This is a genomic window from Type-D symbiont of Plautia stali, from assembly GCF_001485335.1.
Classification (GTDB): domain Bacteria; phylum Pseudomonadota; class Gammaproteobacteria; order Enterobacterales; family Enterobacteriaceae; genus Pantoea; species Pantoea vagans_C.
This window is the reverse complement of the sequence record NZ_BBOC01000006.1, coordinates 27,867-45,767: the sequence shown is the minus strand read 5'-3', so window position 1 is coordinate 45,767 and position 17,901 is coordinate 27,867. Positions and strand designations below refer to the sequence as shown.

The following is a 17,901-nucleotide window of genomic DNA, read 5'->3' as shown; positions in this document are numbered from 1 at the left end:
CGATTACTCGCCCCGTTCGGTTACCGCCCGGCTTTTTTTCCTTTCAGCAGTTTCCTCACCCAGTAGCGATTGGGATTCATCGCCGCCAGCGTCGCTGCATCCAGCGGTTGGGGTTCGCCACTCATCTGCGCAGCCAGCACTTCTGCGGCCAGCGGTGCGCTGCATAAGCCCCGCGAACCTAACGCCCCCAGCACAAACAACCCGGCATGCACTGGCGCTTCAGTGATGGTGTCACCCTGTGCACGCTGCTCAGGCAGGTTGGCATACTGCTCAAGGGTGGCGGGATAATCGGGCGCGCTGCCACTCATCGGCAAATGGTCACGCGTGGCACAGCGCACACCGACACGCGCCTCGTTATCACGGATATCCACCAGCAACGGCCAGTCAACATCGGGTAAACAGTTAATCAGTCGCTGACGATTTTCCTGCTGATCGTCAGCGCGGAAGGTGGTGGCGGTATCACCACGATGATAGCTGGCACCGATACAGTGGGTATTAAAGTCAGGGCTGACCGGGGTGAGATAGCCGTCGTAGCACAGCACGGTTTTTAACGCGCCCAAGGCGGGATGGGTCGGCACATGGCTCACCTGACCCGACACGGCATACACTGGCAGTTCTTTGCTCTGTTCCATCTCCAGTAGCGCATGTCCATTCGCCAATACCACTTGCTGATGTTTGACCGCCGGTTGCTCGCTGAACTGCAACGTCCAGCCATCCTCTGCACGCTCCATCTTTGTGACCTGATGCAGCCAGTGCACGCGTAAGCCCAGTGTTTGCGCATGTTCAAGCAAATTGCTGGTGAGTTGAGAAGGAGAGAGCCAGCCGCCTTGCGGGTAGAAAATACCGCCACTTCCGGTCGCCACCCCTGCCAGTTGTTCCGCTTCTTCTTTATTCACTCCCCGCGCTACTTCCTGTGGCAGTGCCATCTGCAGCATCTGCGCAATTTTCTCTGCGCTTTTACTGTCCCAGCCAAGTTGCAACACGCCGCTCCAGTCATGCTCAAATATCACCGGCAGTTGATCGTACAAACGGCGGGCAAAGGTGAATGCTGCAGGAAAGAAGGTGGTGAGTGCCGGGTCGTGTTGATTGAGCAGCGGATAGAGTGCGCCCTGACGATTACCCGAAGCGCCCAAAGCGGGAGCCGCATCTGCGCAATAAAGGGTCACTTTCCAGCCTCGGCGTAACAGCGCTAGAGCTAACACGGCGCTGGCGACACCCCCGCCAATCAGCGCGGCCTCCTGGCTGTTAGCCGCAGGGCGGGCGTACCACGGCTGGCTGTGGGGCAGGGGAATGCTCTGATCCATCACCCCGGTTAACATTTCACGTTTGTGGCCAAACCCTTTGCGTTTTGCCACGGTGAAACCCGCTTCCTGCAACCCACGCCGCACGAAACCGGCTGCTGTAAATGTCGCCAGTGTCCCACCCGGTCGGGCGAGGCGCGCCATGGCAGCGAACAGCTCGGGGGTCCACATCTCAGGGTTTTTCGCCGGCGCAAAGCCATCTAAAAACCACGCGTCCACTTGCCGATTAAGACTGTCATCAAAGGTATTAATTAGCGCGTTAATATCTCCGAGCCAGAGATCGAGCGTGACTTTACCGCCGTTGAACAATATGCGCTGGCAACCCGGTAACGCTTGCGGCCACTGTTGTTGTAGCTGTTCCGCCAAGGGCGCCAGCTCAGGCCAGTGTGCATGGGCAGCCACGAGATCGCTTTGCGTGAGTGGGAATTTTTCGCAGCTAATAAAGTGCAGGCGCTTAAGTGTGGCGTCTGGATGCGTATGACAGAAGCGGTCGAAGGCTTGCCACAGCGTCAAAAAGTTAAGACCAGTCCCAAAACCGCTTTCAGCGACAATAAAAATATCGCGCGAATGTTCGGCAAAACGGAGTGGGATCTGGTTGCCATCAAGGAACACATAGCGCGTCTCTTCCAGCCCGTTGTCGTTGGAGAAGTAGACGTCGTCGAATGCTCGGGAAACAGGTGTACCCTGATCATTCCAGTTTAATTGCGCGTGTTCAACCGGGGATAACTTCACGGGAAAGGCTCATTTTTCAGGCAGTGGCGCGATTTTAGCGAGTGTGGTCACATGACGCAAATTTACAAAAGGAAATGGCTGATCGGACTTGTTCGGCTTACAACTGTAAGCTAGAGTGCACGTCAATCCAAAAGAAGTGGAATGAGGACTATTGAATGAAACGTGCAGTGATTACTGGCCTGGGTATTGTTTCCAGCATTGGTAATAACCAGCAAGAAGTGCTGGCTTCTCTGCGTGAAGGCCGTTCCGGGATCACTTTCTCTGAAGAGATGAGAGATATCGGTATGCGCAGCCACGTATGGGGCAACGTCAAACTGGATACCAACGGGCTCATCGATCGCAAAATCGTGCGTTTCATGAGTGATGCTTCAATCTACGCTTACCTGTCTATGGCTGAAGCCATTCAGGACTCCGGTCTGACTGATGAGCAGTATCAGAACAACCCACGTGTGGGTCTGATTGCCGGTTCAGGCGGTGGTTCCCCACGTTACCAGGTCTTTGGTGCTGACGCGATGCGCGGCCCACGTGGTCTGAAAGCGGTCGGTCCTTATGTGGTGACCAAAGCCATGGGTTCTGGTGTGTCAGCTTGCCTGGCCACGCCGTTCAAAATCCACGGCGTGAACTACTCAATCAGCTCTGCTTGCGCGACTTCCGCACACTGTATTGGTAATGCCGTTGAGCAGATCCAACTGGGCAAACAGGACATCGTGTTTGCTGGCGGCGGCGAAGAGCTGAGCTGGGAAATGGCCTGTGAGTTCGACGCGATGGGCGCACTGTCCACCAAATACAACGAAACGCCAGAAAAAGCGTCACGTACTTACGATGCGAACCGTGATGGCTTCGTGATCGCTGGCGGCGGCGGTATGGTTGTTGTTGAAGAGCTGGAACATGCTCTGGCGCGTGGCGCACACATCTATGCAGAAATCGTGGGATACGGCGCGACCTCTGACGGTGCAGACATGGTTGCCCCTTCAGGCGAAGGCGCGGTGCGCTGCATGAAGATGGCGATGCAGGGCGTTGATACCCCAATCGATTACCTCAACACCCACGGCACTTCAACGCCAGTCGGCGATGTGAAAGAGCTGGGTGCGATTCGCGAAGTGTTCGGTGATAACTCTCCGTACATCTCTGCTACCAAAGCCATGACCGGTCACTCACTGGGTGCGGCGGGCGTGCAGGAAGCCATCTACACCCTGCTGATGCTGGAGCACAGCTTCATCGCGCCAAGCATCAACATCGAAGAGATTGATGAAGCCGGTAAGGGCCTGAACATCGTGACTCAGCCAACTGAAAAAGCGCTGACTACCGTGATGTCCAACAGCTTTGGTTTCGGTGGCACTAACGCCACGCTGACGATGCGTAAGCTGCCAGCATAAAAGACTCGTCATATTTCGACCTGCAGCCTGTCTGTTTGTTGAAGTATTTCGTGCATAACATGCTCAGTATCAAGGGCCGGTCAATCCGGCCCTTGTTGTTTTTGACATTTATCCCCTCGCTTGCCTACACTCTTCGTTCTTACCTGAAACAAAATAATCGTTTGCGCATATTGTGAATCAAATCACCCGTTTTTGCTGCGAGCAGCCAACGAACCTATTGCGCACGCCCTGAACAAGGAGTTCATACCATCATGACCACGGCTGCTGATACGCAGACGCAATCTGTGCTGCCTTTAGGCTGCATCTCTTTTGCGGTATTCCTCACTTATCTTACTGCCGGGTTGGCCTTGCCGGTGATCCCGCTGTATGTCCATCAGCAGTTGGGCATGAGTAACCTGATGGTCGGCGTGGCGGTGGGGATTCAGTTCTTCGCTACCCTGCTGACGCGCAGCTTTGCGGGCCGTCGCGCCGATCAGCACGGTGCTAAGCTCACCACACAGCACGGGATGATTGCCATAGCGCTGGTCGGTGTCGCCTATTTGGCGGCGGCATTGTTGCCGGTGTCTCCCTGGGCCAAATTTGGTCTGTTAGCGGTAGGGCGCTTGTTACTGGGTTTTGGCGAGAGCCTGCTGCTGACCGGCAATCTCACCTGGGGTATGGGATTAGTCGGGAGTAAACGCTCTGGATTAGTGATGTCGTGGAACGGTATGGCGATTTATGGATCGCTGGCGGCAGGCGCACCGCTCGGCTTACTCATCAACCAACATGGCGGATTTGCGGCTTTAGGGGCGGTAGCTTTACTGCTGCCTTTGCTCTCGTTGGCGATCAACAGCTGGGTGAGCAAAGTCCCGGTGGTCGGCGGGGAGAGGCCTTCACTGTTCAGCGTGGTAAAAACCATTTTCCAGCCGGGTGTGGCGCTGGCACTGCAAGGTACCGGATTCGCGGTCATCGGTACCTTCACCTCGCTCTACTTTGCCGCTGAGAACTGGGGCAACGCCGGTTTTGCCCTGACGGCTTTCGGCTGTGCCTTTGTGCTGGTGCGGGTATTTTTTGGCGGCTTGCCCGATCGTCACGGCGGCGTACGTGTGGCGATGGTGTCGCTGTTGGTGGAAACCCTGGGTTTGCTGGTGCTGGCGTGTGCGACCTCTGGCTGGATGGCGCTGGTCGGCGCGGCACTGACCGGCTGCGGCTGCTCGCTGATCTTCCCGGCATTGGGTGTCGAAGTGATTAAACGCGTCTCCCCGCAGATTCGCGGCACAGCACTGGGTGGATTCTCCGCCTTTCAGGATATCGCTTATGGTGCCAGCGGTCCGCTCACCGGTCTGCTGGCGACCGCGCTGGGCTATGGCTCAGTCTATCTGGCCGGTGCCTGCTGCGCGGCATTGGGCATTTTGGTTACCTGGGCGTTTGCGCGTAGCGCGACAACAGCCTGACCAGCTTATCGCAGGCACTGACAATCTCACCGGGCGTCAGTGCCGCAAAGCCGAGCAGCCAGCCGGCTTGTTTTGTATCCCCTGCATATAACGGCGACAAGCGTGGTAGCAACAACCCCACCTCACTGGCCTGCTGTGTCAATCGTGCTTCATCACCTTGATTCAAAGTGACGGTCAATTGCAGGCCACCGGCCGCATGCCCGGGTGTCAGCCACGGCTGCAGCCGAGAATGGATTTGCTCCAGCAGGCGGTCGCGGCGGCTGTGATAGAGCTGGCGCATCAACCGCAGATGGCTGGCAAAATGGCCCTGCTGCATAAATTCGGCGGTGATCGCCTGCGGTAACAGTGCGCTGTGTCCATCCATCACGCTGCGTGCACGACCCAGTGCATCCACCAACTGCGGCGGCACTACCATCCACGCTAACCGCAGCGAGGGGAAAAGCGTTTTGGAAAAGGTGCCAAGGCAGATCACCCGGCTGTCGTTCTCTAACCCCTGAAGCGCCGGGGCTGGACGATCCTCATAATGAAATTCACTGTCATAATCATCTTCAATCAACCAGCTTTGCTGCTGGCGTGCCCAGGCCAGCCACTGCAGGCGGCGGGCCAGGCTCATCGGCGTGCCGGTGGGGTAATGATGCGCAGGCGTCAGATAGACCAGTTTGGCATGCCCGTTTAGCGGCACGGCACCTTCGCTATCCAGCCGCATGGCACGGCAGCGCGCACCGGCAGCCAGAAAGGCATTACGCGCACCAGGATAGCCGGGCTCTTCCAGCCACACCTCATCATCATTATCGAGAAACATCAAAGCCAACAGCTGCAATGCCTGCTGCGAGCTGGTCAACATCACTACCTGTTCGGCGGTGCAGCGTACTCCGCGTGACAGGGCCAGATAATCCGCCACCGCCTGACGGAGCGGCGGGTATCCCAACGGGTCGCCATAGCCCATTAACTGACTCCCGAACTGGCGTTGAACACTGTTGCTGATGCGTCGCCATTGTTCATGCGGAAAGGCGCGCAGCTCAGGTGAACCGGCGGCAAACGCATCGGGGAAGGGGGGATCCTGACAACCGCCGGTCGCCAGAACGCGATCGCCACGTTGCGAGAAGCGTGGCGAGTCGATTGAAGCTGAGGATCTCTGCCGTACTGGCATAGCGATCGACACAAAGGTGCCGCTTCCAGCCCGCCTCTCCAGATAACCTTCACTCTCTAATTGCGCATAGGCGCTTTCCACCGTGACGCGGGATAGCGATAGATCCAACGCCAGCTGGCGGCTGGAGGGTAACTTCTGCTGATGGTGTAAATGGCCATGGGCGATCGCCTGACGCAGCGTATTGCACACACGCTCGCGCAGTCCGCCTTGCAAATGTAAGTTAAACAGCGCTAAAAAAGAGAGGCTCATTGTGGTCTTGTCATCATCGCTAAAGTGGTATCAGGTTACAGACCACTTTGCCGTAGACTGAGGGAAAATCACAACAGGAGAATGCGATGTCATCGGTATTACATGTTCCCGCAGCCAGCCCGGCAGAGAGCCTGGCCTATTTGCAGCACAAACTGAGTTATTACACTGATGCCTGGGATTTGGCAGAAGATTTGGCTCTGGGCATAACGGCCATCGTGGTGATTGATGCACGTTCCGAGGAGGTTTATCAGGCGGGACACATCACGGGGGCAATCTCTTTCCCTCATCGCACCATGAATGCCGAATCGACTGCGCAGCTGGATCGCAGCAAAGTTTACATCACCTATTGCGATGGCATTGGCTGCAATGGTTCGACCAAAGCCGCGCTGAAACTGGCGTCACTGGGCTATCAGGTGAAGGAGCTGATCGGCGGGTTGGATTTCTGGAAGCGGGATGGGCACCCGTTGACGTGGGGCACGGCACCGGGTGAGTGGCCACAAGCCACTCCCGGCGCACACTGCGGCTGTTAAATTACAGGAACAGCCAGAGTAAAAAGAAGAACAGCGCCAGTCCGAGGATCAATGTTAATGCCGGACGCTGAGCCAACGGTCGCGGCAGCATTTCAACCCAAGGTGACCAGATGGGCTGAGGGCGTAATTCGCTGGCGGCGTGCGGTTGCTCCAGCGTCTTCTCTACGCGGCGGCTGAACAGCACATTGAGCAGATCTTGCGCTTGTGCCGGAGTCAGTACCGTTTGCGGCGTGGCCTGGAAGCGTTGCTGGCTGTAGTCCTCCAGCAATCGTTGTTCATCATGAGTCAGCGGCTGTTTCAGCGAGCTTTCGAGCAATTGCAGCGTCGGTGCATGGTGCTGGCTTAGCGTCTGACGCACCTGAAGATACTGTGTCAGCAGCGGGAAGTGGCGCGAGGGAATGGGATCGCCACTTTTCAGATTGACCAGTTTTAAGGTATCAGCCAGCAGTTTAACCGGCGACTCGCCGGTCGTCGCGGCAAGGCGGGTGACCTGCTGATTGAGTGACTGCTGTTCGGCCGGCAGCAAGGTGCGATCCGAGACGCGTGTCTGCTGAGGCTGTGGGATCGCCATCTGACCATTTTGCAGCATCGTCAGCACCTGACGCAGTTGATCCTGCGACAGCGCACTTAACACGGTTTGGTTAAATTGCTGGCGAATGAAGTCACTGACGGCCTGACGATTATTGCCCTGCGGCAGTTTTTCTAACAGCTGCTGCAATAACTGGCGCGTGGCCAGGCTGTTCTGCACCTGAGTTAAACGTCCATTCAGATGCTGTTCAGCGGCAGGGAAATGACGCGATTGCAGTTCCGCATCGTTCTTCACGCCCACTTCATGGCGCACGCCAGCCCACAATTCCGGCGCTTTCAGCGTGCTAAGAGACATGATGCGAACAATCAGACGTTCCAGTGTGGTGCGCTGAGCAGGGGAGAGGGGCTGTTCGCCCGCCGGTCCGCCAGGACGTGTTGGGCCAGTTGCGTTAGTGAGCGTTGAACGATCGCCCGCAGGCACACCGGGACCGCTGAGAGGTTGCATGGCGGAATCCTTGAAAAACGAGGTCAGATCCGGGTGCGCCGGAAAAAAGAGGCCATATGATAACAAAAGCCCCCGGGAAATCCACGGGGGCTGTGAGGGGAAATCGCGTCAGGTGCCGACTTATTCAGCTTCAGCCAGTTTAAGACGCTTACGACGCCAGCGTTTCCACAGTGGCGGCACGATCAGGACGGCAATCGCCAGCACCAGCAGCACTTTACAGATTAGGCTTTCCCACAGAATCGGCAGGTTGCCGTTACTGATGGAGAGCGCTCGACGCAGGTTTTGCTCCAGCATCTCTCCCAGTACGAAACCTAAAATTAGCGGTGACATCGGGAAATCCATTTTACGTAGGATATAGCCAAAGATCCCCAATCCGACCATCAGCAGCAGATCAAAAGTGGTACTGTGCACGGCGTAAACACCGACTGCAGAGATCGCAGCGATCGCTGGCACCAGGAACCACAGCGGAATCGTCAACATGCGCGCAAAGATATTGATCATCGGGATATTCATGATCAATAGCATCACGTTACCAATCAGCAGTGCCGCGATCAGGCCCCAGACGATATCGGGTTGCTCAGTAAACATCGCCGGTCCAGGTGTGATGTTGTAAAGCGTCAGTGCGCCCACCATCACCGCCGTGGTGCCAGAGCCGGGAATACCCAGCGTCAGCATCGGAATAAAGGAGCCGCAGGCTGAAGCGTTGTTGGCGGCTTCAGGCGCTGCCACGCCGCGAATATCGCCTTTACCAAATTGATCGCTGCCGCTGATCTTCTTCTCGCTCATGTAAGCGATGGCACTGGCGATGGTTGCGCCCGCGCCTGGCAGTACACCGACAAAGAAACCGATAAAGGAGGAGCGCAAGGTTGCACCGGTTGCCTGCGCGGCTTCTTTCATATTGAACATCATGCGACCGCTGGCACGGACCACTTTCTGGCCGCTGCTGGTGGATTCCAGCATCAGCAGGATTTCACTGACCGAAAATAGCCCAATCACCACCACAACAAACTGGATGCCATCGGAGAGGTGGACGCTATCAAACGTGAAGCGATAGACACCGGTATTGGCATCAACGCCTACAGTCGCCATGCCCAAGCCAATCAGCGCAGCCAAAAACGATTTCAACGGATTGTTGCTCATCATGCTGCCCAGACAGGCAATAGCAAACACCATCAGCGCGAAATACTCTGCCGGGCCAAAGGCCAGCGACCAGTTAGCCAGGATAGGGGCGAAGAGAATAATGCCGAGGATGGCGATAGTGGACCCAATAAACGAACTCACCGCCGAAATCGATAAGGCAACGCCGGCTTTACCCTGTTGCGCCATAGGGTAGCCATCTAGCGCGGTCATAATTGCGCCGGCATCACCCGGTACGTTGAGAAGAATGGAGGATATGCGTCCACCGTACTCGCAGCCAATGTAGACCGTCGCGAGTAGGATCAGTGCTGACTCGGCCGGTAAGTGCAAAGCAAACGCCAGCGGCATCAGGATCGCCACGCCGTTAATGGGCCCGAGTCCGGGCAGCAAGCCGACAATGGTGCCAATAAAGCAGCCAATCAGCGCGATCATCAGGTTTTCCGGCGTCATCGCGACGGCAAACCCTTGCATCAGAAATGACCAGGTATCCATGTGAGACTCCTGTTAATTGAACCAGCTGCCGACTGGCAAGGTGACATCGAGTAAACGGTCAAAGGCATAAAACAGCGCAATACCCATCACCCCACCGGACAACGCGGCCGCCCACCAGCGCGCGCCAAACAACAATCCGATGCCAAAGGTCAGCAGCGAGGTGCATAAAGCGAAGCCCAGTCGCTCAAACAGCCAGCCATACACCATCAACATCAGGCACATCAGCACCAGCTTTTTCAGTGTGGCGGCGGCAGGCCACTGCACCTCATCTGGCTTGCGCAGTAACATCATCACGGCGCAAATCGCCATCAACCCCAACAGCAACATCGGGAAAGGGCGAGGGCCGACCGGTTCATAGCTGTACTCACTCTGGATTTGCCAGGCGATAAACAGCCCGGCAATGCACAGCAGCAGCCAGATACCAGCGAAGATACGATCGCTCATCATCGACTCCGTTATTTGGCCAGGCCAAAGGATTTGGCTTGTTCTCGGTATTCAGCCACTTGTTTTTTCACATAGGCATCCAGTTCGTTGCCGAACAAGTTGAATTCAAAAAGTCCGCGCATATCGCGCTGTTGCTGGAATTCTTTGGTGGTGACCAGTTTTTTGAACGCGTCTTCCCACCATTGATATTCCGCGTCACTGACTTTCGGACCGAGGTAATAGCCACGAATGATCGGCCATTCAACGTTGTAGCCTTGCTCTTTGGCGGTGGGCACACTCGCCAGTTCACCTGGTAAGCGTTTATCAGACATCACTGCCAGCACGCGCAACTTGCCAGCCTGCAGATGTGGCACCATCTCGCTCATATCACCGGACACCACCTGAATATGGTTGCCCAGCAGTGCTGTAACTGGCTCGCCGCCACCTTCAAAGGCGACGTAGCGCATCTTGCGTGGATCGATGCCCGCTTCGCGAGCCAGCAGGGCGGTTTTCATCCAGTCCTGGCTACCAATGGAAGCACCCGCACCGACTACCACTTTGGTAGGATCGCTCTTCATGGCTTCCATCAGTTCGCCCAGCGTTTTCCATGGGGCATCATTACGCACCGCGACGATGCCGTAGTCGGTGCCGACCGCAGCCAACCACTTCACGTCACTTTCTGAATAGCGACCAAACTTGCCCTGAGAGAGATTGAGCAACGAACCGCCGGAGAAGGCCACCAGCGTGCCTGCTTCGGCCGGGCGTTGCGCAATGATGGCGTTGTAAGCCACGGCACCGACACCGCCTGGCATGTATGTCACGCGCATCGGCTTCTTGATTTCGCCGGTTTCCTGCATCGAAACCTGAATCAGTTTACAGGTCAGATCGAATCCGCCGCCGGGTTTGGCAGGGGCGATACATTCTGTGCGGTCTGGTGCTTCTGCCATCGCAGAAGAGATCGACACAGCCAGTAGGGTTGAGGCGAGGGCGAGAGGTAAGATTTTTTTCATTATTCGCTCCATTCATTCTTCCAGAGTGTGACAACTGCCGAACATTCGACGTTGCTGAATTGTTAATGGTGTAACCTTTCATTTACCTTTCAGTGCTCGGGAAAAGTATCAGGATGTGATATGCGTCTCTTACTGGTGGAAGATACGGTTGAGTTAGCCAACTGGCTGCAAAAGGCCCTGACACAGAAAGGCTTTGCCGTAGACTGGGTGGCGGATGGGCTGGCGGCGGATCACGTTTTGCAAAGCGAAGACTATGCGGTGGTGGTATTGGATGTGTCGCTGCCTCGCTTAGATGGGCTTGCGGTGCTGGCGCGATTGCGTAAACGCGGACAGGCTACCCCGGTGTTGCTGCTGACGGCCAAAAGCGCGCTGGAACAGCGCGTGCAAGGACTGAATGCGGGCGCGGATGACTATCTCACTAAGCCGTTTGAACTGGATGAGTTGGAAGCGCGCCTGCGGGCGTTACTGCGCCGCAGTATGGGGCAAACAGCGCAATCACAGACCGTGGGGCAACTGGAGCGCGACGGCGAAGGCTATTTTCTCTTGAATCACAAACCTTTGCTGCTTACCCCGCGTGAAGCCAGCGTGCTCTCCACGTTGATGCAACGCCCTGGACGTCCTGTGTCACGTCAACATCTTTACGAACAAACCTTCACTTTGACCGATGAAGCCAGCCTGGAAAGTATTGAGCTGTACGTGCATCGGGTAAGGAAAAAATTGCAGGGCAGTGATGTGGCCATCGTGACGCTACGTGGATTGGGTTACAGCCTGGAGTGCCAACCGTGCGCCTGAGCCATTCACTGCGTGGTGAACTGCTGCTGTGGCTGGGTGCTCCGTTGATGTTGCTGTGGGGATTGTCGGTTTACACCCATTATCAAAGCGCAATGCAAGCCGCGAATCAGGCCTATGACCGCTCACTCCTCGCCTCGGCAAGGACGGTGGCGGAGAGGCTAGTGGTGCGGCAAAACCATCTGGATGTCGATGTCCCTTGGGTGGTGCTCGACAGCTTCGAACGCAATATGAACGATCAGCTGTTTTATCAGGTCATTTCGCCGCAGGGTAAAACCCTGTCTGGCTATCCCGATTTGCCCCCATTGCCACGCAATGCGCCCCTTTCAGAGGCCTACCCTGCATTGGTGCACTTTTATGATGGCAATTATCGTAAACAACCGATTCGGGTGGCAGCGTTATGGCAGCCGGTGAACGAGCAAGGCGTAGAGGGGATGGCGCTGGTCTTAGTGGCCGAGACCCTTAACTCGCGGCATGTCTTTGCGGAAGGACTGTTGCGTACTGCCTTGATTAGCCAAAGCTTTCTGGTGCTGATCACCCTGCTATTAGCCAGCCTGTTGTTACGCAAAGTGTTAAGGCCGCTGCGCCGGTTATCGCGCATGATGTTGCGTCGTGCGCCCGGCGAGTTAACGCCCTTGCCATCGCTACTGCCCTGGTCGGAATTACAGCCCCTGATTATCGCCTTCAATCGCCATCTGGAACGACTGCGCGGTTTACTGGCGCGTCAGGAACGTTTTAGTGCGGATGTTTCGCACCAGTTGCGTACGCCACTCACCATTCTCAAAACGCAGGTTGGCGTTGCACTAAATAGTGATGACCCTGAGCAATGGCGCGAAAGTTTGCTTGGTATGCGCCATACGCTCAACGATACGGTACAGCTCACCGATCGGCTTTTGCAGCTCGCGCAAATCAAAGCCCGGCACGGAGAAGATAAACCCTTTGCCCGCGTCAACCTGAATCAAATCGTTGAACAGGCTTGTTTCAGCAGCTATGCCGCCGCACGCCACAAACAGATTGACCTGGGATTTGAAGGCGACATCGCCTGTAACGTGCAAGGTGATAGCCTATTGCTGGCTGAGCTGTGTGCCAACTTACTCGACAACGCGATCAAATACACGCCTGAAGGGGGCGTCGTGACGGCGCGATTGCAGGAAAAACAGCTGGAAATTGAGGACAGTGGGCCGGGCATTAGTACGTCACAACAGCATCAGGCTTTGCAGCCGTTTGGTCGTTTAGATAACGCCAGTCAGCCTGGGGCTGGCATCGGCCTCGCGCTGGTGAAAGATATTTGTGCCTGGCACGGTGCACAATTGCAACTCGATCGCAGCCCACAATTAGGCGGGCTGCGGGTCATTATTAACTTTCGCTGATCTGCGGCGTGATTGCCCGCGGCTTGCGCAGCGGGGTTTTCAGGCGCTGCGCCAGAATCACGCCGACTAACGTCATGCCGCCGCCCACCCAGTGATAGGCATGCAACTGTTCATGCAGGAACAGCACGGCGATAATCGCCGTAAAAGCCGGTACGAAATTCATAAAGATGCTGGTGGTGCTGGCACCGAGTCGTTGTACGCCAAGGATCCACAGGAATGGCGCGACGATAGAAGCAAACAGCCCTGCAAACAGCACCAGCGGAATATTATGCATATTCAGCGTGACGTCTGGTGCATGCAGGAATCCCGGCAATAGCAGCAACACGCCAAAGAAAATCTGTACATAGAGGCTCTGCCAAGTGGGCAGCGGGATCGCCCAGCGCTTGGTGAGTACGCCATAGAGCGCGTACGAAGTAGAGGCCGCCAGCATCATTAACTCCCCGTTTCCGAGACGTTGATTCAGCAACTGGGCAGGATTACCTTCACTGACCAGCCACACCAAGCCAACAAATGACAGTAGGCCGCCGATCAAAATCCCACGCGTGGGTGCAAGGCGCAGCACGAACACACTGAGCAAGATGGTTAACAGTGGGATGGTGGCACCCAAAATACCCATCATTACCGCTGACACGCTGTGTGCCGCATAGTAGGCAAGACTCTGATACAGCACCATGCCCAGCAGGCCGAGGACCAGTAAACGCCACACATTTTCGCGAATGGTCTGTCGATGACGCCAGACACCGGGCAGGCAGAACGGTGCCAACACCACCAGCGCCAGCAACCAGCGATAGAATGAAATGGCGGCAGGATCGATGCTCCCGGCAGAGAGTTTGCTGACGATGGTGTTGATCGACCAGATCAGCACCGCAATCAGCGGGAAGAGTAAATTCATCGTACGGCTCCTGAAATAATTGCGAATAGTTTACGTTTGACCGGTTTAAACCAGATAGTTAAAATCGGACAACATTCGTTAATGACCGGACAGAATGAATTTACAGATCGAGTATCAGGCGCCCATTGATGCACCGATGCTGCGCTTCTTTATGCGTTATGACGAAGCCAATGCGAAGACCGAGTATCTTCCACATGCTCACGATTGGGGGCAGGTGATTTTTGTCACCCGCCACGTCATGGAGATGGAAGTGGCGGGTGAGCGCTTGTTAGCCCCTTCAGATATGCCGATCTGGATCCCACCGACCCATCGTCACAGCAGCTATAACCACAACACCGCACACTTTCGCACCTTGAATATTGCCGCTGAGCTTTGCCACGACCTGCCGGCAAAAGCCTGTTTGCTTAACGTCGATGCTATTGTGCACGCCATTATGAACGACTTTGCGCGGCGCTCGCTGGAACAGCCTCAGACCGAAGCCGACTGGCGATTGTGCGAGGTACTGATCGATCGCCTGGGTTTAGCGCCCGTGCACACCAGTTATTTACCGTTATCGGATGACAAATTTCTCGCGCCGATTCTCCGCGCGCTGGAGGATAACCCCGGCGATAACACCACGCTGGCACAATGGGCGAAGCGCGTATTTACCACTGAGCGTACGCTGGCGCGGCGTTGCCAACAGCAACTGAACATGTCGTTCAGCGAATGGCGGCAGCGTTTACGTTTTCTGCGCGCGATTGCGCTTCTTGAGCAAGGGTGTAGCGTGCAGGGGATCGCACATGAACTCGGTTACAGTTCGGCATCCGCGCTAATTGTGATGTTTCAACAGCAGGCGGGTACGACGCCTGATCGCTATCGCAGCCGGTTAGGCTAATCCCGGACTTTGTGACAAAATACGCCCCGTTTATTTCAATATGACAGGACCGCCGCAGTGAAAATTCTCGTCGATGAAAATATGCCTTACGCCCGTGAACTGTTCAGCCGTACCGGTGATGTGCTGGCGGTACCGGGTCGACCATTACCGGAAGCGGAATTACAGGATGCCAGCGGACTGATGGTGCGTTCCGTCACCAAAGTCAATGCGGCACTGCTGGCGGGCACGCCGGTGAAATTTGTCGGTACCGCGACGGCAGGCACTGACCATATTGATGACGCATCGCTGGCGGCGGCAGGCATTGCCTTCTCTGCCGCGCCGGGCTGCAACGCCATTGCCGTGGTGGAGTATGTATTCTCTTCTTTATTGCTATTGGCTGAGCGTGATGGTTTTGAGTTGCGCGATCGTACCGTCGGCATTGTCGGCGTCGGGAATGTCGGTGGGCGCTTGCAAAAACGCCTTGCCGCCTGGGGCGTGAAGACCTTGCTGTGCGATCCACCACGTGCCGATCGCGGCGATCAAGAGGAATTCCATTCGCTTGATGAAGTGGTGGCACAGGCCGATATCCTGACGTTCCACACGCCACTGTTTAAAGATGGTCCCTACAAAAGCTGGCATCTGGCGGACATGGCGCTGCTGATGGCGTTAAAACCGAACACCATCCTGATCAACGCCTGTCGTGGCCCGGTGGTGGATAACGCCGCCTTGCTGGAAGTCCTCAAGCTGCGCAGCGATCTGAGCGTGGTGCTGGATGTGTGGGAGCCAGAGCCGGATCTGAATCTGGATCTGCTGGATAAAGTGGATATCGCCACGGCCCACATTGCAGGCTATACGCTGGAAGGAAAAGCACGCGGAACCACGCAGGTATTCGAAGCCTGGTGTGACTTTATCGGCCAGCCTCAACAGGTGGCGCTGGAGAGTCTGCTGCCTGCACCCGAGTTTGGCACCATCACGCTGCACGGTAAGCTCGATCAGCCTACGCTGAAACGACTGGTGCATCTGGTGTATGATGTGCGCCGCGATGATGCCCCACTACGAAAAGTGGCCGCGCAGCCAGGTGAATTTGACCGCCTGCGCAAACAGTATGAAGAGCGCCGTGAGTGGTCCTCGCTGCAGGTGAAATGCGATGACGCCGACGCGGCTGCCATGCTGGAAAAACTCGGTTTTCGCGCCAGTTTGTAAAGTTAAATCAATCCCCTGCGATTTCGCGCGGGAAAAGTCTTAAATGTCAGGCGGTGATGTCACCGCCTCAATTTTTTGTGTCATTGTCTGGAGTAAACCAACATGTCTGACGGCTGGAATATCGCGCTACTGGGCGCAACAGGCGCAGTAGGGAACGCTGTACTGGAATTGCTGGCAGAACGCCAGTTCCCGGTTGGTGAATTGCATCTGCTGGCGAGTGAAAACAGCGCCGGTGAGAGTGTACGTTTTGATGGTCGTACCCTGCGGGTGCAGGATGCCGCCGAGTTCGACTGGACCCAGGCACAGCTGGCATTTTTCGCTGCTGGGCGTGAAGCCTCAGCACGTTATGCGGATGAAGCCGCGAGCCAGGGTTGTCTGGTGATCGACAGCAGCGACCTGTTCGCGCTGGAGCCGGATGTGCCGCTGGTGGTGCCGGATGTCAATCCGCAGGTGCTGGCCGACTATCGCAATCGTAATATTGTGACAGTGGCAGATGCACTGGTCAGTCAGTTGCTGAGCGCGATCAAACCGCTGGTGGATAGCGCCGGTTTAAGCCGTTTACAGGTCACCAACCTGATGTCTGTCTCCAGCCATGGTAAAGCTGCGGTTGATGGCCTGGCCGGTGAGAGCGCGCGTTTGCTGAACGGCATCCCCGCTGATGAACACTACTTTGGCCGCCAGCTGGCGTTCAACTTGTTGCCACAGTTGGCAGACAACAATGGCAGCGTAGAGAGTGAACGTCGACTGGTGGATCAGGTGCGTAAAGTGTTGCAGGACGAAGGTTTACCGATTGCGGTCAGCAGCGTGCAGGCACCGGTGTTCTACGGTAGCGCACAGCTGGTGCACATCGAAAATCTGCGCCCACTGTCAGCAGAAGAAGCACGTGACGAGCTGGCCCGCGCTGAAGACATCAATTTGAGCGAAGACGGTGAGTACCCAACCCCGGTCAGCGATGCATCGGGCAGCGATGCACTGAGCATTGGCAACGTTCGTAACGATTACGGCGTGCCTGAACTGCTGCAGTTCTGGTCAGTGGCGGACAACATCCGCTTCGGCGGCGCATTGATGGCCGTGAAAACCGCTGAGAAATTGGTGCAGGAGTATTTCTATTAATGTTGTCTGAAGCTAAGACCATTAAGCTGGCGTTAGGCATTGAGTACGATGGCAGCCGTTATTACGGTTGGCAGCGACAGAATGAAGTGCGCAGCGTGCAGGAAAAGTTAGAAAAAGCGCTGTCGAAAGTGGCGAATCATCCGGTGGTGGTGTTCTGCGCCGGACGCACCGATGCGGGTGTGCACGGGACCGGGCAGGTGGTGCATTTTGAAACCACCTCACAGCGTGCTGACGGTGCCTGGACGCTGGGCGCCAACGCCAATTTGCCGGATGACATTGCGGTGCGCTGGGTCAAAGAAGTGCCCGATGAGTTCCACGCGCGTTTCAGTGCCACTGCGCGTCGCTATCGCTACGTGATTTTCAACCAGCGGCTGCGCCCTGCGATTCTGGGTAACGGTATCACCCATTTTTATCATCCGCTGGATGCGGAAAAAATGCAGCGTGCAGGGCAGTGTTTGATCGGCGAGAACGATTTCACCTCGTTCCGTGCCGTGCAGTGCCAGTCACGCACACCGTGGCGCAATGTGATGCACCTCAACGTCACGCGTCAGGGGCCGTATGTGATTGTTGATATCAAAGCCAACGCCTTTGTGCATCACATGGTGCGCAATATCGTCGGCAGCCTGATGGAAATTGGTTGTGGCAACAAGCCTGAGAATTGGATGGCTGAGTTGCTGGCAGCAAAAGATCGCACTCTGGCGGCAGCAACCGCTAAAGCAGAAGGGTTGTATTTGGTGGCGGTGGATTATCCATCCCATTTTGCGTTACCTCAGCCTGCGCTGGGACCCTTGTTCCTCGCGGATTAACTGTTAATT

General features: G+C 56.1%; 16 protein-coding genes. 9 read left to right on the top strand and 7 right to left on the bottom strand.

Annotation, left to right across the window (positions count from 1 at the left end):
• Positions 1–20: 20 nt before the first annotated feature.
• Positions 21–2,033, bottom strand: coding sequence for a bifunctional tRNA (5-methylaminomethyl-2-thiouridine)(34)-methyltransferase MnmC2/FAD-dependent 5-carboxymethylaminomethyl-2-thiouridine(34) oxidoreductase MnmC1 (gene mnmC / locus PSSD_RS03395; protein ID WP_058969449.1), 2,013 nt, complete (start codon positions 2,031–2,033; stop codon positions 21–23).
• 155 nt (positions 2,034–2,188) lie between these two features.
• On the opposite strand from mnmC, the gene fabB reads away from it, so the two are divergent.
• Both fabB and PSSD_RS03385 read left to right on the top strand, forming a co-directional pair.
• On the top strand, positions 2,189–3,409 hold the full coding sequence (gene fabB, locus PSSD_RS03390; RefSeq protein WP_034825147.1) for a beta-ketoacyl-ACP synthase I: 1,221 nt from the start codon (positions 2,189–2,191) through the stop codon (positions 3,407–3,409).
• A gap of 251 nt (positions 3,410–3,660) precedes the next feature.
• Positions 3,661–4,842, top strand: coding sequence for an MFS transporter (locus tag PSSD_RS03385; RefSeq protein ID WP_058969448.1), 1,182 nt, complete (start codon positions 3,661–3,663; stop codon positions 4,840–4,842).
• On the opposite strand, the gene pdxR is transcribed toward PSSD_RS03385, so the two are convergent.
• Complete coding sequence (gene pdxR, locus PSSD_RS03380) at positions 4,805–6,241, bottom strand: MocR-like pyridoxine biosynthesis transcription factor PdxR (RefSeq protein WP_058969446.1); 1,437 nt, start codon at positions 6,239–6,241, stop codon at positions 4,805–4,807. The genes PSSD_RS03385 and pdxR overlap by 38 nt on opposite strands.
• A gap of 86 nt (positions 6,242–6,327) precedes the next feature.
• On the opposite strand from pdxR, the gene PSSD_RS03375 reads away from it, so the two are divergent.
• Positions 6,328–6,771, top strand: coding sequence for a rhodanese-like domain-containing protein (locus PSSD_RS03375; protein ID WP_058969444.1), 444 nt, complete (start codon positions 6,328–6,330; stop codon positions 6,769–6,771).
• Between the two features lies 1 nt (position 6,772).
• Here the strand turns inward: PSSD_RS03375 and flk are convergent, their stop codons facing one another.
• From flk to PSSD_RS03355, 4 genes are all read right to left on the bottom strand, one after another.
• Positions 6,773–7,804 (bottom strand): flagella biosynthesis regulator Flk, encoded by a 1,032-nt coding sequence (gene flk / locus PSSD_RS03370; RefSeq protein WP_058969441.1) that lies wholly within the window; start codon positions 7,802–7,804, stop codon positions 6,773–6,775.
• 120 nt (positions 7,805–7,924) lie between these two features.
• Complete coding sequence (locus tag PSSD_RS03365) at positions 7,925–9,433, bottom strand: tripartite tricarboxylate transporter permease (RefSeq protein ID WP_058969440.1); 1,509 nt, start codon at positions 9,431–9,433, stop codon at positions 7,925–7,927.
• 12 nt (positions 9,434–9,445) lie between these two features.
• Positions 9,446–9,877 (bottom strand): tripartite tricarboxylate transporter TctB family protein, encoded by a 432-nt coding sequence (locus PSSD_RS03360; protein ID WP_058969438.1) that lies wholly within the window; start codon positions 9,875–9,877, stop codon positions 9,446–9,448.
• An 11-nt stretch (positions 9,878–9,888) separates the two neighbouring features.
• Complete coding sequence (locus tag PSSD_RS03355; protein WP_058969435.1) at positions 9,889–10,866, bottom strand: Bug family tripartite tricarboxylate transporter substrate binding protein; 978 nt, start codon at positions 10,864–10,866, stop codon at positions 9,889–9,891.
• 120 nt (positions 10,867–10,986) lie between these two features.
• On the opposite strand from PSSD_RS03355, the gene tctD reads away from it, so the two are divergent.
• Together tctD and PSSD_RS03345 are read left to right on the top strand one after the other, a co-directional pair.
• Positions 10,987–11,658: a transcriptional regulator TctD gene (tctD, locus tag PSSD_RS03350; RefSeq protein ID WP_058969434.1), complete on the top strand. Its 672-nt coding sequence runs from the start codon at positions 10,987–10,989 to the stop codon at positions 11,656–11,658.
• Positions 11,649–13,025 carry a sensor histidine kinase gene (locus PSSD_RS03345; RefSeq protein WP_058969432.1) on the top strand — a complete coding sequence of 459 codons (1,377 nt, stop codon included), beginning with the start codon at positions 11,649–11,651 and terminating at the stop codon, positions 13,023–13,025. Before tctD ends, PSSD_RS03345 begins: the two co-directional genes overlap by 10 nt.
• Here the strand turns inward: PSSD_RS03345 and PSSD_RS03340 are convergent.
• On the bottom strand, positions 13,012–13,917 hold the full coding sequence (locus PSSD_RS03340) for a DMT family transporter (protein ID WP_058969430.1): 906 nt from the start codon (positions 13,915–13,917) through the stop codon (positions 13,012–13,014). The genes PSSD_RS03345 and PSSD_RS03340 overlap by 14 nt on opposite strands.
• Before the next feature lie 94 nt (positions 13,918–14,011).
• Here PSSD_RS03340 and PSSD_RS03335 point away from each other — a divergent pair, with 94 nt between their 5' ends.
• The 4 genes from PSSD_RS03335 to truA all read left to right on the top strand — a co-directional run bounded on the left by PSSD_RS03335 (position 14,012) and on the right by truA (position 17,892).
• Complete coding sequence (locus PSSD_RS03335) at positions 14,012–14,791, top strand: AraC family transcriptional regulator (RefSeq protein ID WP_058969428.1); 780 nt, start codon at positions 14,012–14,014, stop codon at positions 14,789–14,791.
• Positions 14,792–14,848: 57 nt separating this feature from the next.
• A complete protein-coding gene (gene pdxB / locus PSSD_RS03330; protein WP_058969424.1) occupies positions 14,849–15,973 on the top strand; it encodes a 4-phosphoerythronate dehydrogenase PdxB in 1,125 nt (374 codons plus the stop codon).
• Between the two features lie 102 nt (positions 15,974–16,075).
• Positions 16,076–17,086, top strand: coding sequence for an aspartate-semialdehyde dehydrogenase (locus PSSD_RS03325; protein ID WP_039337196.1), 1,011 nt, complete (start codon positions 16,076–16,078; stop codon positions 17,084–17,086).
• On the top strand, positions 17,086–17,892 hold the full coding sequence (gene truA, locus PSSD_RS03320; RefSeq protein WP_064511439.1) for a tRNA pseudouridine(38-40) synthase TruA: 807 nt from the start codon (positions 17,086–17,088) through the stop codon (positions 17,890–17,892). Before PSSD_RS03325 ends, truA begins: the two co-directional genes overlap by 1 nt.
• The last annotated feature ends 9 nt before the right edge of the window (positions 17,893–17,901 follow it).

Bases quoted from the DNA above. Each gene is read 5' to 3' on its own strand.
- fabB (WP_034825147.1), top strand. From the start codon at position 2,189: ATGAAACGTGCAGTGATTACTGGCCTGGGTATTGTTTCCAGCATTGGT.
- PSSD_RS03385 (WP_058969448.1), top strand. From the start codon at position 3,661: ATGACCACGGCTGCTGATACGCAGACGCAATCTGTGCTGCCTTTAGGC.
- pdxR (WP_058969446.1), bottom strand. From the start codon at position 6,241: ATGAGCCTCTCTTTTTTAGCGCTGTTTAACTTACATTTGCAAGGCGGA.
- PSSD_RS03375 (WP_058969444.1), top strand. From the start codon at position 6,328: ATGTCATCGGTATTACATGTTCCCGCAGCCAGCCCGGCAGAGAGCCTG.
- flk (WP_058969441.1), bottom strand. From the start codon at position 7,804: ATGCAACCTCTCAGCGGTCCCGGTGTGCCTGCGGGCGATCGTTCAACG.
- PSSD_RS03365 (WP_058969440.1), bottom strand. From the start codon at position 9,433: ATGGATACCTGGTCATTTCTGATGCAAGGGTTTGCCGTCGCGATGACG.
- PSSD_RS03360 (WP_058969438.1), bottom strand. From the start codon at position 9,877: ATGAGCGATCGTATCTTCGCTGGTATCTGGCTGCTGCTGTGCATTGCC.
- PSSD_RS03355 (WP_058969435.1), bottom strand. From the start codon at position 10,866: ATGAAAAAAATCTTACCTCTCGCCCTCGCCTCAACCCTACTGGCTGTG.
- tctD (WP_058969434.1), top strand. From the start codon at position 10,987: ATGCGTCTCTTACTGGTGGAAGATACGGTTGAGTTAGCCAACTGGCTG.
- PSSD_RS03340 (WP_058969430.1), bottom strand. From the start codon at position 13,917: ATGAATTTACTCTTCCCGCTGATTGCGGTGCTGATCTGGTCGATCAAC.
- PSSD_RS03335 (WP_058969428.1), top strand. From the start codon at position 14,012: ATGAATTTACAGATCGAGTATCAGGCGCCCATTGATGCACCGATGCTG.
- PSSD_RS03325 (WP_039337196.1), top strand. From the start codon at position 16,076: ATGTCTGACGGCTGGAATATCGCGCTACTGGGCGCAACAGGCGCAGTA.
- truA (WP_064511439.1), top strand. From the start codon at position 17,086: ATGTTGTCTGAAGCTAAGACCATTAAGCTGGCGTTAGGCATTGAGTAC.